General features: G+C 69.6%; 11 protein-coding genes and 3 pseudogenes. 5 read left to right on the forward strand and 9 right to left on the reverse strand.

Annotation, left to right across the window (positions count from 1 at the left end; genetic code table 11):
- Window positions 1–50: 50 nt before the first annotated feature.
- The 3 genes and pseudogenes from ACFYYB_RS27655 to sigK form a co-directional block, all read right to left on the reverse strand.
- Window positions 51–907: pseudogene (locus tag ACFYYB_RS27655) on the reverse strand (DUF4394 domain-containing protein).
- 446 nt (window positions 908–1353) lie between these two features.
- The gene (locus ACFYYB_RS27660) at window positions 1354–2100 is read right to left on the reverse strand and encodes an anti-sigma factor domain-containing protein (RefSeq protein ID WP_389438347.1); all 747 of its coding nucleotides are present in this window, start codon (window positions 2098–2100) and stop codon (window positions 1354–1356) included.
- Entirely contained in the window at window positions 2097–2681 is a 585-nt protein-coding gene (gene sigK, locus ACFYYB_RS27665; RefSeq protein ID WP_389438349.1) for an ECF RNA polymerase sigma factor SigK, read from the reverse strand. Before sigK ends, ACFYYB_RS27660 begins: the two co-directional genes overlap by 4 nt.
- Window positions 2682–3061: 380 nt before the next feature.
- On the opposite strand from sigK, the gene ACFYYB_RS27670 reads away from it, so the two are divergent.
- Both ACFYYB_RS27670 and ACFYYB_RS27675 read left to right on the forward strand, forming a co-directional pair.
- Entirely contained in the window at window positions 3062–4645 is a 1584-nt protein-coding gene (locus ACFYYB_RS27670) for a molybdopterin-dependent oxidoreductase (protein WP_389438351.1), read from the forward strand.
- A 108-nt stretch (window positions 4646–4753) separates the two neighbouring features.
- The gene (locus tag ACFYYB_RS27675) at window positions 4754–5410 is read left to right on the forward strand and encodes a fasciclin domain-containing protein (protein ID WP_389438352.1); all 657 of its coding nucleotides are present in this window, start codon (window positions 4754–4756) and stop codon (window positions 5408–5410) included.
- Window positions 5411–5650: 240 nt separating this feature from the next.
- Here the strand turns inward: ACFYYB_RS27675 and ACFYYB_RS27680 are convergent, their stop codons facing one another.
- From ACFYYB_RS27680 to ACFYYB_RS27695, 4 genes are all read right to left on the reverse strand, one after another.
- Window positions 5651–5983, reverse strand: coding sequence for a HEAT repeat domain-containing protein (locus ACFYYB_RS27680; RefSeq protein WP_389438465.1), 333 nt, complete (start codon window positions 5981–5983; stop codon window positions 5651–5653).
- On the reverse strand, window positions 5890–6168 hold the full coding sequence (locus ACFYYB_RS27685) for a hypothetical protein (protein WP_389438354.1): 279 nt from the start codon (window positions 6166–6168) through the stop codon (window positions 5890–5892). Before ACFYYB_RS27685 ends, ACFYYB_RS27680 begins: the two co-directional genes overlap by 94 nt.
- 32 nt (window positions 6169–6200) lie before the next feature.
- Window positions 6201–6395, reverse strand: a complete 195-nt coding sequence (locus ACFYYB_RS27690; protein ID WP_389438356.1) for a hypothetical protein — start codon at window positions 6393–6395, stop codon at window positions 6201–6203.
- Between the two features lie 177 nt (window positions 6396–6572).
- Window positions 6573–7406 carry a DUF4352 domain-containing protein gene (locus tag ACFYYB_RS27695; protein WP_389438357.1) on the reverse strand — a complete coding sequence of 278 codons (834 nt, stop codon included), beginning with the start codon at window positions 7404–7406 and terminating at the stop codon, window positions 6573–6575.
- 645 nt (window positions 7407–8051) lie between these two features.
- Between ACFYYB_RS27695 and ACFYYB_RS27700 the strand changes: the two genes are divergently transcribed.
- On the forward strand, window positions 8052–8663 hold the full coding sequence (locus tag ACFYYB_RS27700) for a DUF4394 domain-containing protein (RefSeq protein ID WP_389438467.1): 612 nt from the start codon (window positions 8052–8054) through the stop codon (window positions 8661–8663).
- Between the two features lie 290 nt (window positions 8664–8953).
- Here the strand turns inward: ACFYYB_RS27700 and ACFYYB_RS27705 are convergent.
- Both ACFYYB_RS27705 and ACFYYB_RS27710 read right to left on the reverse strand, forming a co-directional pair.
- A pseudogene (locus tag ACFYYB_RS27705) lies at window positions 8954–9343 on the reverse strand (VOC family protein); the annotation flags it as partial.
- A gap of 518 nt (window positions 9344–9861) precedes the next feature.
- Window positions 9862–10095, reverse strand: coding sequence for a WhiB family transcriptional regulator (locus ACFYYB_RS27710; protein ID WP_389438359.1), 234 nt, complete (start codon window positions 10093–10095; stop codon window positions 9862–9864).
- Between the two features lie 1294 nt (window positions 10096–11389).
- On the opposite strand from ACFYYB_RS27710, the pseudogene ACFYYB_RS27715 reads away from it, so the two are divergent.
- Together ACFYYB_RS27715 and ACFYYB_RS27720 are read left to right on the forward strand one after the other, a co-directional pair.
- Window positions 11390–12329 (forward strand): annotated as a pseudogene (locus tag ACFYYB_RS27715) (AI-2E family transporter); the annotation flags it as partial.
- 10 nt (window positions 12330–12339) lie between these two features.
- The gene (locus ACFYYB_RS27720; RefSeq protein ID WP_389438361.1) at window positions 12340–12606 is read left to right on the forward strand and encodes a GlsB/YeaQ/YmgE family stress response membrane protein; all 267 of its coding nucleotides are present in this window, start codon (window positions 12340–12342) and stop codon (window positions 12604–12606) included.
- Window positions 12607–12636: the final 30 nt, after the last annotated feature.

The raw sequence follows: 12636 nt of genomic DNA on the forward strand, positions 1-12636 counted from the left end.
CCCCACTCCACGGCGGGGCCGCATCGGTGGTGCGGCCCCCGCCGTGCGTGTCAGTGCTGGCCGAGCGGGAGGGCGATGTCGGTGACCTGGCGGTTCTTCGGGCAGGCGCCGAGGCCGTGGGCGGCGCCGGTCAGCAGGTTGATTCCGTAGAGGCGCTGCGCGTCCGTGGTGCTGAGGGCCGCGTAACCGCTGTCGGTGGACGACTTGGGGCTGTAGTAAATGTCGAAGCCTGCGTCGACACCGAGGTTGCCCGTCGGGGCGAGGGTGCCGGCGTTGGCAGGGGACTGGATCGAGGTCCGGTTGGCCGCGGTGTCGATGTCGAACAGAGTCGTCGCGGTCGCCGCGTTCAGGTCGTTGTTCGTGTAGGCGGCACCGGTGACACCAAGGGCCGAGGAAGGCGGCATGGTGGGATTGGTGAGCATGCCGTCGACGGTGGTGGTGAGCGGTGCGGTGCGGCGTTCTCGTCGATGTTGTGGCGCAGGTTCTGTCCCGTGTCGCTGATGACCCGCAGGCGGTTGGCGGCCGGGTTGAAGTCGACGCCGAAGTAGGTGCCGGCCAGGGCCTCGGTCAGCTGGGAGACCTTCACCGCGTTCGCGGACTCGGTGCTGAGGGTGTAGACGCCGCCCTTGTCACCGACGCCGTAGAGCTTCTCGTTCTGGACGCGGAAGTCGATCCCGACGATCTTCATGTCCTCGGACAGGCCCAAGATCTTGCCCAGGTCCCAGGTCTTGCCCGGCTTGTCGACATCGAATTCCACGAGCCGTTGGTCCGCAGTCAGCCCGATCGCGTGGAGCGCCGAGTGGGCCATGGCCTGCTCGGCGGGCTGATCGCTCGCGGCACTGGCGAAGAGCGCCGCCAGAGCGGCAGCAGCGGTGCAGACGAGGACGGGCAGGAACTGAGCACGAATAAGCACTCCTTGAGGCGAGACACCTGGCGGCGCGCCACGACACCCGCGACACGTCCACTGCTGTCTTTCGTACGCACGGGCCCTGTGCAACTCAGATGCCGCACACCTCTCGGCCGTCCGGGCACAGCTGCTCGACGGGGGGATGATGCGGTCGCGACCCAGGCAGAGTGGCGGCCTCCTGCCGGGGCTTGCCCTGGCTCCGGGACCGCTTCTGTCGATTCCACCGCCGGGCCAGACGCGAGCAAGGATCACGGCTAGGGCTGCGGGACGCGGATGGAGCTGGGGATGGCATCCCTCGGTTCCGGCCCCCTCGCTGGAACCGGGTGGCCTCGGCCGACGACCGCTGCCACAGGAAGACGCGTTCGCGGCCAAGAGCACGGGGCTGACCGAGCCGCCGCCCGGTCCGCCGCGTACGCGTTGCCAGCCCCTGCTGCCCGCTGTCCAGGTCAGGCGGGAAGGGAGAGCAGGACCAGGGGGCTGGTGGTGGGCTGGGTGGAACCGCCTGCCGGTTCGAGGGTGAGGCCGACGGCGAGTGCTTGGCCGGGATCTCCCTGCATGAGGACGGAGCCGTCGCCAGGGGTGAGGCCGGCGGGGCGCATGGTGCCGTGGTCGTCGAACCACAGCTGGTAGGTCTGTCCGGCGGGTGCCGGGGGGAGCCCTGAGGCGAGGAAGACGGCCTGGTTCAGACGGGCAGAGGTCACGACGGAGGCCAAGGCCCCGGTGCTGGTGCGCCCGCGGGTCGTCCGGGCGTCGGGGGCGGCCATCACGGCGGTCATGTCCCGGACGTGCTGTTCGGCGCGCTGGGCCTCCGTGCGGCCCTGTTCCACCTGTTCGTGCTGCCAGAGGGCGACACCGCCGAACCCGGCGGCGGCGACGATGCTGGCCGCGACCACGAACGCACTGGCCCTGCGAGTGAGACGTGTGGTGAACCGGACCGACGAGGCGAGTGGGGCGCGCGCCGGCAACTGCCGGACGCCGTCGATTCGATCGAGGACGGCCTGTCGCATGGCGACGGGTACGGGCAGGCTCACTGCTGCGGCCAGACGTGCGGCCGTGGCAGCGAACTCGCCGACCTCCTGGTGACAGCTTTCGCAGTGTTCGAGGTGCGCGGTGAACGCGCGGAGTTCCTCACCGGTGAGCGCGTTGAGTGCGTACGCGCCGGTGAGGGTGTGCAGTTCTGCTTCGTGTTTCATGTGGTCACCCCCATGCAGTCGCGCAGCCGGATCAGTCCGTCGCGCATTCGGGTCTTGATGGTCGGAAGCGGGGACCGCAGTTCTTCTGCGACCTCGCGGTAGGTCAGTCCCCCGTAGTAGGCCAGGGTCACCGCGCGGCGCTGGAGCTCGGTCAGACGGTGGAGGCAGCGCCGTACCTGCTCGCTGTCCAGCCGGGTCTCGACCTCCTCGGCGACCTCGTCGAAGGGCCGCATCTGGTCGCGTACGCCGGTGGCGTGTTCACGGTTGGCGGCTGCCTGGGCGGAGCGGACCCGGTCCACAGCCCTGCGGTGCGCGATGGTCGCCACCCAGGCCATGACGGTGCCCTGCTCGGGGCGGTAGCGGTCGGCCTGACGCCATACGTCGATCATCACCTCCTGTGCCACCTCCTCAGCCTGGGCCCGGTCCCTTACGACTTTGACGGCGATACCGAACACGGTGGATGCGACCGCGTCGTAGAGAACGGCGAAGGCGTCCTTGTCACCCTGGCTCACCCGCCCCATCACCTCTTGCAGCTGTTGACCGACGGGATCGTGGGCGCGGGATCGCTGGGGCTGGGTCATCGGCGTCCTGCCCCGTGTCGCCAGGTGTCGTGCTGCGGGACGGCCGTGCACGGGCCACACCCGCCTTCATACCTTGAGGTCATCAACAGCTCTTTCGCCGCGAGAAGGGCCGGCCCCTCGGGGGCCGGCCATGTTCCTCCGCTGTCTTACCGCTTCTTCGGAGCGGGCATATGTGCGGATTGCCCTGAGCAGCTACCCCGCACCTGGGCTGTCATCCCTTTGAGTGACCCTTGCGCCGACCGCCCCACAGCTCGGTGAGCGACAGCGAAGCCAGACAGACCGTTGCGACAGCCTGCCGACACCCCTATCCGCATGGCCCGCCAGGCACGGATAACCAGTTGAACGTAGAAGCGACCAATCCGCCGGACGGACCACAGCGAATGGGCATCGTGAGCACCTTCCGCAAGTCCCTAGCCCGCAGCGCATTGGGCGCCGTGTCCGGTCTGCTGGCCGGGTACACGGCGCTGGCGGTGGCCGAGCTCGTGGCCTCTCTGGTCCGACCGCAGGCCGGGCCGGTGACCGTGGTCGGCGGCGCCGCCATCGACCGGACCCCGGCCGCGGTCAAGGACTTCGCGATCCGCACGTTCGGTGAGAACGACAAGGTGGTTCTCCAGCTCGGCATCCTTGCCGTCCTCGGCCTCCTCGGACTCATCCTCGGCATCGTCTCCCTGCGCTACCGGCGAGCCGGTGCCGCGGGTGTTCTGATCTTCGGTGTGATCGGCGCGGCCGCCGCACTGGGCAGGCCCGACACAAAAGGGGTCGCGGACGCACTGCCGTCCGTGGCCGGCGCGCTTGCGGGCGCTGCCGTCCTCTACCTCCTGGCCGGGAAACTGAACTCCGGCAGCTCACCCGCCGATGCGGATGTCGTCGGTGGCGGTTGGTCGAGGCGGGGCTTCCTCACCGCGGCCTCCGTCACCGCAGTCGCCGCCACCGGCGCCGGAGCCGTGGGACGCGCGCTCATCGGCAAGAGCGGCCAGGGCGCAACCGCTTCCCGTGCCGCGATCACCCTGCCCGCACCCGCGTCCGCAGCGCCCGCGCTCCCGGCCGGAGCACAGCTCAAGGTCGAGGGGATCAGCGCCTTCACCACCCCGAACAAGGACTTCTATCGCGTCGACACCGCGCTGGTCGTCCCCAAAGTCGACGCGGACACCTGGCGGCTTCGGATCCGAGGCAAGGGCGTCACCCGCCCGCGCACGTACACCTTCCAGGAACTGCTGAACCGGCGCCTCATCGAGCGGGACATCACCTTGACCTGCGTCTCCAACGAGGTGGGCGGTCCCTACATCGGCCACGCACGCTGGCTCGGAGTGCGCCTGGACGACCTGCTCAAGGAGTGCGGCGTCAAGGCGCCGTCCCAGGGCGGCAAGGCCGACCAGCTGGTCGCACGCTCGGTCGACGGCATGACGCTCGGCTCACCGGTCGAGGACGTCATGGACGGCCGCGACGCGATCCTGGCCGTCGGAATGAACGGCGAACCCCTGCCCTTCGACCACGGCTTCCCCGTCCGCATGCTGGTCCCCGGCCTGTACGGGTACGTGTCGGCCTGCAAGTGGATCCAGGAGATCGAGCTCACCACCTTCGACTCCTACGACCCCTACTGGGTCAAGCGCAGGTGGGCCCGCAAGGCGCCCATCAAGACGCAGGCCCGCATCGACACCCCCAAGCCCTTCGGCCGGCCCACCGGCGACGTCGTAACCGTCGCCGGCGTGGCCTGGGCCCAGCACCGCGGCATCGACCGCGTCGAAGTCCGGGTCGATGACGGACCCTGGCACATCGCCGACCTCGCCCCCCAGGCGAACAAGGACACCTGGCGACAGTGGTCCTACCCCTGGAAGCCGACACCGGGCGGCCACAACCTCACCGTCCGCGCCACCGACGGCACCGGCCAGGTCCAGACCGAAGAACGCACAAGGACCATCCCCGACGGCGCCAGCGGCTGGCACAGCGTCTTCGTCACCACGTAACAGCCCCGCAGGTCCGGCCCGGCTCCCAGGTGCTGCGGTCCGGCCTCGCGACCCAGCCACATACCTCACCCTTGCGTATTTCTGAGAACACAACAGGAGATTTTGATCATGTCGAACACCCTGTGTTTCCGTCGTACCGCGCTCGCCGTCGCCACAGCGGCCGTCCTGCCCTTCGCCCTCTCCGCCTGCTCCGACTCCGGCAGTGACTCCGCGTCCGGATCCTCCGCGGACAAGAGCAGCGAAGCCCCCGCCGCCTCGCAGCCCGCGACCCCGGACGCTTCGATGGCGATGGACAAGCCGTTCGGCCCGGCCTGCGCCGGGGTTCCCGCCGACGGCGCGGGCTCCTTCGACGGCATGGCCAAGGACCCGGTCGCCACCGCCGCCTCCAACAACCCGGCGCTGTCCACGCTGGTCACCGCCGTCAAGAAGGCCGGTCTGGTCGACACCCTCAACAACGCCCAGGGCATCACGGTGTTCGCGCCGACCAACGACGCCTTCGCCAAGATCCCCAAGGCCGACCTCGACAAGGTCCTCGCCGACAAGGCCACCCTCACCAAGATCCTCACCTACCACGTCGTCGGCGAGAAGCTCACCCCGAAGCAGCTGGAGTCGGGCTCCTTCGACACGCTGGAGAAGACCAAGCTCACCACCAGCGGCTCGGGCGAGACCTACAAGGTCAACGACACCTCCAACGTGGTCTGCGGCAACGTCAAGACCGCCAACGCCAACGTCTACATCGTCGACACCGTCCTCATGCCGAAGTAATCACCAAGGCGTGACACTGGACGATGACGGATGGGCCGGCCCCCTCACGGGGACCGGCCCACAGCCGTGTACCCACCCGCTCTGATCCCGACAGGATTCAGCTCTCGATTTGGGTTCGTCGCGGCCTCGTAGACCTGGGCACTGCAGCGGCCACACGGACGCCCGTACGGCTCGCGCCCTCCTCGAAGATCCGACGACACCTGTGCTGTCGCGGAGTCGATCCGGCGGCCCACTCCACGTTCACCGCGGCATCGTTCCGGCGTCTGGCGTGAGGCAAGCGGGAAAGCCTCGTCCGTGATGCCGCATTTTGGGTTGTTGAAGGAAGCTGAGGGAGCTGAGGCCGGAGATTCGCCCCTGTGAGGAAGGGTCGTCCAGCAGGTTCGACAGCAGGTCGATGACCGCGGGCTCTTTCCCGCGGCTGCCGAGTGTGCCCACGGCCGCGTTGCGGATTCCTTCGTCCGAGTCCTTTGCGGCTTGGGTCAGCAGGTCGAGATCAGCTGGTTCGGGGACGAAGCCGAGCAGCCAGATTGCCGCCCTACGAAGGTCCTCATCGTTGCCAACGGCGCATAGCAGAGGATTTCGAGCGCGACAGCGGGCTCCTCCTGCGCGAACACATAGAGCGTCGTCGAAAGGGAGCCCTGGTCGTCATCCAGATCGTGGGAGTAGGCCCGCAACAGGGCGGCAAGCGACGAGTGGCCGGCGGTCTTCGCCAGAATCCGGGCGAGCACGTGACGGGCGTACCAGTTGCCCGCTTCCACGGCTGCCGCGAGATGCTGTTCCAGGTACGGATTCAGATCCCGCGGCCGGCGGCTGCGAGCTCCTCTTTGATCTCTGCAAGGTGGTCGAGATCGCAATCCGGATCCGAGAGTCCGGCCGCCAGTTCGTCAAGGCGCGGGGTGAGGTCATCCGCTGCCCGATGGTCTTCCAACCCCGTCCTCCTCATGCCCTTCAGACCCGCGCCGAGCCTGCCGCTGCGGGTCTCCATGCTGCGGTGCAGGCTGACGGAGCGGATTGTCCAACAGGCCTCTGACGACGGAGTTCGAGGCTGCCGGCCCACTCCGCCGCTTGGACCCTCTCAAGGTCCGCACAGGACTCCGTGACCTTGACAAGAGCGATTGGGAATCAGTCTCGGCCGCGCCTGAGCGGGGACGCCTCGGGCAGGTCAGGCAGTGAAAGCGATTCCGGGCGCGGTGCGGGCTTGGGGTTCATGCCGGATCAGGTCGACGGTGACGCCTCCGCTGAAGAGGGAGTCGTGCAGTTCCAGCCGAACCGGTCGGGTGCTGGTGGGGAGATCGAAGACGATGACGGCCTTGACCTGGTTGCCAGGATTGATCGCTTCGAGGAAGGAGTGGCTGTCCTTGAGATAGATCGCGGCGCCGGTATCGGCGTTGTAGCGCCTGTTCTTCGCGTCGAACAGCTTTTGGTCGCTTCCGTCGAAGGTCTGACTCTGGTCGCCAATGTTGCGCACCGTGACATGGACGAGGAGGAAGCGTCCCTGCGCATCGGCACCGTATGATCCGCCGATGTTGTCCCCGCCCTGCTGGAGGCGGGTGACGGTGAACTCGAACTTTCCGTCCCGGACCGGCTTACCGATCCCTGGATCCGGAGCAGCCCGGTCTGAAAGCGGGATCTGGCCAGAGACGGGTGCGGCGGAGGCTGTACCGGCAGGTCCGAAGGCAGCTAGGACGGCGAAGGCCACGAGGATCAACGCCAGACCTGTGCGAGACCGGACGCACCAGGCACCGGCGCCGACGAGGGCGCGCGCCCGTGCCGGCGTGGCGAGACCGAAGATCGTGTTTTGGATCGGGATCGCGGGGCGGGCGACCGCCATGCCGAGCAGCGTCAGTCCGCCGATCGGAATGTTGGCGCGGGAGAAGCTGCGAGTGTCGGAGCCCACCTCGGCCGGCCCGGTCCGGCGGGCGTGGCCGACCCAGTCGCCCGGGGACGGAGGCTTGCTGGGGCGGCGGCGCGAGGTCGGTGCGGTCGTTGTTGCCATGGTGCGGACCTCCTGCACCCTAGGGGGGTAACGGCCGACGGGTTGACGACCGACAGACGGAGGCTTGACGGGCCTGGCCGTCCACCCTCTATTCGCCGCAGAACGCCGGGCGGACGGGTGCCTCAGTCGAGTGAAGGCCTGGGGCGCGCAGATCTCCCAAGGCCGACTGGGCACCTTTCGCTCCTCACAGGTGCGACGTCTACGGCCCGACCCCCGGAGCACGGGCTCCGGCAGGTGGGGCCATCGCGCCCGTCGGCCACAACGGACCACCGGACGGGGCAAGGCATCCGTGCCGAGTTCGCCGGTCAGGCCCAGAGGGCGCTGGGCACGCCGTCGGAGCCTGGACGCCGCCGCGGGCGCGGTGCCGCTCGTTCCACCAACAGCAACCCACGGAACGTGATCACATCGGGAGCTCTCACAGAACTCTCACAAATGTTCGGTGAGGTGCGGCTTTAAGTCGATCAGACGAAGCGGGCACGCAGTGCCCGCGTGCGTGCGCGTCATCGGAGCGCTGGGGAAGACGCCTCCATCTGGCTGCGTTCGACAAGCCGGACCGGGATGTGACTGGTTGTGTCTGCCAGGTGACCCCCGGCTGTGCGGGCGGGTCGACTCAGTGGAGAACTCATGCGTAAGGCAGTCCTCGTGATGGCGCTCGCCGCCGCCCTGTCCGTGACCGGACCGGCGGTCGCCGCGGACAGCGACCAGCACGACCACGGCCGGGGCGGTCTGAAGGTGACCGGCCTGACCGACGACCAGCAGCTGGTGTCATTCCGTACCGGCGAACCCGACCGGGTGTCCACGGCGGGCGCCGTCACCGGTCTCGCGGGTGACACGGCACTGGTCGGGATCGACTACCGCGTTCAGGACGGGCTGCTCTACGGCGTGGGCAACGCCGGCGGCGTGTACACCCTCGACACGTACAGCCCCTCACCATCGGACCTCCTACTGCCGAATGAGCAGCCGTTGTGCCCGTTCGAGGTCCATGGCCAGGTAGTCAGGCGCTGCGCACACCGCCGCCCAGGCCGGGTGGAGAGCGGCATGGCAGTAACCCGGGTGGGCACGCTGGTTCACCGGAGACATGGTGCGCAAGGTCTGAAACTTCGTACGCGGCTACGGCGAGGCCGGTGGTTGGGTGAGCGGCAGCCCCGAAACCGCGGAAGCCGTTCCAGTGCGGTGGCCCGCGCGGCTTCGCTACCACCCGTCTTCGGGGGCGGTAGCAGGCCGGAGCGATCCGCGCGCTCGGCGAGAAGCCACTGATCGCGCGACGCGGCACCGAACACGGCTCCGGACCGGAGTCGGACGCTGGGTGAACGGGGAACCGTGGTCAGGGTGCTGGTGGTGGGAGTCGGGGAAATCCGCTGCCCCCACCACGGACCCACGCTCTGACACATGGAGCGCGAGCCGTCACCCGCAGACCCGCCCCCGCGGCCCCGTCACCGTGAGCCCAAGGCCGACGCCGACGCCGACGCCGACGCCGACGGGGGGCGACGTCGGGCCGCTGTCTGGGGAACTTCACTAGCTGGCGCCGCGGACGGCGAAGTGTTGGGCATGGCCGCCAGGACGAACGCGTGCCCTGCCGGATCGCTGAACCGGCGCAGCGTCGTGCGGTCGTCCAGCCGGCTACCGTCCTCCCCGGCCGCCAACGGGCGCGCGCCGAGTGCCACGGCCTCCCGCTCGGCTTCGTCCAGGTCCTCGGCCGCGACCAGGATGCGCAGATGCGTCTGCTGGGAGTCCTCCGGCGCCGGCCAGCTCGGCGGCAGGTGGTTCGGATCGCGCCGGACCCCGAGAACCGCGCCGGAGCCACCGGCGACGAGGATCAGTTCCCCGTCCCCAGCCGCCGGACCAGCGGCGGCTCCCAGCAGTTCGGCGTAGAACCGGGCGAGGGGCTCGGGCTCGGCGCAGTCCAGGATGAGAACGCTTGTCTTGAGTACCGTCATGGCCTGCGTGTGCCCGGGGTCTTCACCCGTACGCACTCCGTACTGCCTCGCGACGCTGCTCGCCGTGTTCGACCTGCCCTTCGGCACGGCGCTGCGGAGCGGCTACGAACGGAACTGGCACCTGCACCTGCCGCTCGGCGGCCGGGTCCCGTGGACCGCCCTGCGCCCGAGAGCTCGCCTCGGCCCCGCCGGGGATCCGGCTACACGCGTTACCGCGCTCACGCCTGGACACCATCGGGCCTCGGGAGGCCCAGGACGACAGCGTCCTGTTCGCGGCGCGCGCCCCCCGCCCCCTGAACCGCCGACCGAATTCCGACCCCTCGCTGATCTCCGCCCGGAGATGCCCGTCGCGCCCTCGCAGACCGGGTGACCTCCCGGCCTCGTCCGGTCCCTGACGGTCACCCGCACGCGTCCGGACAGCCCTCGGTCATGCCGACGACGAACAGCGTGGATCGCGGAGTCGGGCGCGGTGCTGAAGTACTACGCCTGCCGGGTCACGCCCCCGCGGTTGGCATGGGTCAAGCGGTGGAAGGCAAAGCCGACTGCTCCGCTTCCCCGGTACGGAGCCCGCGCCTCTCCCTCTCGGTGAGACCGCCCCAGATCCCGAACGGCTCTGCGACTTTCAGTGCGTCCCGCAGACAGTCGCGTTGCACCGGCCACAGCGCGCACCTCTTTCGCCGCCTCGTCGCGCCGTTCGCGGTCCGAACCCCGCTCACCCCTGGGGTGGAAGAACAGCCGCGAGCCCGGTTCACGGCAAGCGGGCCCCTCCTGCCACAACCAGTGGTGCTCGCCCCGACCGGGCAGACGCGACACGTTTCCCACCTCGCAACCCCATCGGATGCTCACCGCGTTCGAATGCGCGTTCCCTTCCCGTCTGGCCCGCTCGACGGAGCCCAAACAGCGAGCCGGAAGTCCGGTGCAACATGCGGGTTCGCACGACCAGCCCAGGACCGCGAAAGCGCGTGCCTCCACGCCCGGTTGGTCAGCTTCCCCAGGGATGAGGGGGAATCCCCGGCAGCGCCGAGCCCTCACGCGAGGCTGGTTGCGGGCCCACAGCAAGGACTTGGTCAGTACGCGATAGGTGCGGGAGAGTCGGCGCCACGCGTCTTCGTAGGCCTCGGGGCGCCCTTCGCGCGGGCAGCGCACGAGTTCGGCGGCGGCCGTCAGGGCCAGGGCGAGTCCCTCGCCCGTCAGGGCGTCGACGTGTCCGGCGGCGTCGCCCACGGATAAGACCCGCCCGGCCACCCGGAAGCGAGCCTGCCGGCGGAGCGGACCCGTGTCCCGCAGGGGGGGTGCGGCCCGCCGTGCCGAGGCGGGACACCAACAGCGTGGCCGCCGGCCCTCGGCCGCTCGTTCAGGCCGAGCGCCCGCCGGGTCGGTGAGTGCAGTCCGTCCGCTGCCGCAAGAGAGCGGGCGGCCATCCCGTCCGCCGTGACGTGGTTGACGTACTGGCTCACTTGGTGGACACGGCGGAGGAGGATCGGGATGCCGAGCTGGACGGCCCGGTCGGTGAGTGCCTCGCCCCGTTGCCGCGTCCAGAACCTCTCGGGTCCGGGCGCGGCCCGGGTGGCAGGCTCGCAGGGGCACGGCAACGACACGGCGCAGCGTCGTCGTGACCGAGAACCGTCCCGATCAGCCACAAGGAGGTACGGGTCGTGCGCGAGCCCGTCCGCGAAGGGGAGGGGTTGGGCGGCGACCCGGCGAAGCGGAGACGGAGGTCACTCAGCACGCCGAGCGGGGGTGACCCGCAAGGAAACCGTGCCGGTGGAGCGGGTGCGCCTGGAGACCGAGGAGGTCACCGAGCAGAAGGAAGTCTCCGAAACACCGTGCGCAAGGAGCAGATCCGCTACGAGGAGGGACAGGACGGCCGCCTGGGCGAGGTCCGCAGCGGCCCCTGCCGCTGCCCCTCCACCCCTGCGTACCCGGCTTTCGGCAAACCGCTGCCGCAAGTCGGGCGGCCCCGGGCCTGCCCCGGCCGAGGCGGCGGTACGGCTTCGATTCAGGAGCTGGCCACGACAGCTCCGAGGGGCATCCCACCTATCAGGCCGCCTGGAACGCTCCGGCCTCCACCGCGGTCTCGGCGCCGCCTTCGTCATCGTGGCCGGGTTCTCGGTGGTGACCCTGATCGGCTGGTTCGTCGTCTGGCAGGTCGTCGCCAACTCCGACGACGTCGCCTCCAGGACGGCATCCATCAGCTACGGTTCTGGGCCCTGCACAGCCCCCTCCACGTCACGGACGAGCAGGTCGAGCAGGCAGCCCAGAGCCTGAGCGACGCCGTCGGATCCAACGCCTCACAGCTCGCCGCGACCGGCCTGCCGGGTGCAACCTTCGTGGCGGAGTTCCTGATCGGAGCCCTGCTGACGGCCTTCTCCACCCTGTTCCTGGTCTACGACGGGCCCCGCGTCTGGCGCTGGGTACTCGGGCTGGTCCCCGCCGCCGGGAGGCTCGCCGAGGCGGCGTCCCCGTACGCGTGGCGCACCCTGGCCGCCTACGTGCGTGGCACCGTGGCCGTGGCCTTCATCGATGGCCTTTTCATCGGGCTCGGCCTGTACTTCCTGGACGTACCACTGGCGGTGCCGCTGGCGGCGCTGGTCTTCCTGTGCGCGTTCGTCCCCCTCCCGGGCGCCGTGGCCTCGGGAGCGCTGGCCGCCCTCGTCGCGCTGGTGGCCTGCGGGCCAGTCACCGCGCTCGCCGTACTCCTCATCCCCCTGGCGGTGCAACAGCTCGAAGGACTCGTCCTGCAGCCGTTCATCCTCGGCCGGGCCGTCCCGTGCACCCACTGGCCGTCATCTTGTCCGTCGCGGCCGGCCGTCTGGCGGCGGGCATCGCCGGCGCCGTGATCGCCGTACCGCTCGTCGCGGTGGGCAACACGACGGTCGTCCAGCTTCGTCGCACTACCCCGGACGGAGCCTCCGGAGATAGGAGAAAGGCAGGTTTGAACCCTTTTATCCCGGTCACCTTCACGAGTGCCCGTGCTCCTCCATAGAAAGATCACCATGGGAATCATCGCCTGGATCCTGCTCGGCCTGCTGGCCGGAGCCATCGCCAAAGCCGTCACCCCCGGCCGTGACCCGGGCGGCTGCCTGATCACGATGATCATCGGCATCGTCGGGGGTCTGCTCGGAGGATGGCTCGGAAAGGTCATCTTCGGCGTCGAGTCGATCAACGGGTTCTTCCACCTCTCGACCTGGATCGCGGCCGTGGCGGGCTCGGTCGTGCTCCTGCTGCTCTACCGGCTCGTAGCCGGCCGGCGCGGCCGCTGAGCCGTCGAGGCCGCCGAAGGACGCGGAGCG

Source organism: Streptomyces sp. NPDC002886 (genome assembly GCF_042888445.1).
In the GTDB taxonomy this organism is placed as follows: domain Bacteria; phylum Actinomycetota; class Actinomycetes; order Streptomycetales; family Streptomycetaceae; genus Streptomyces.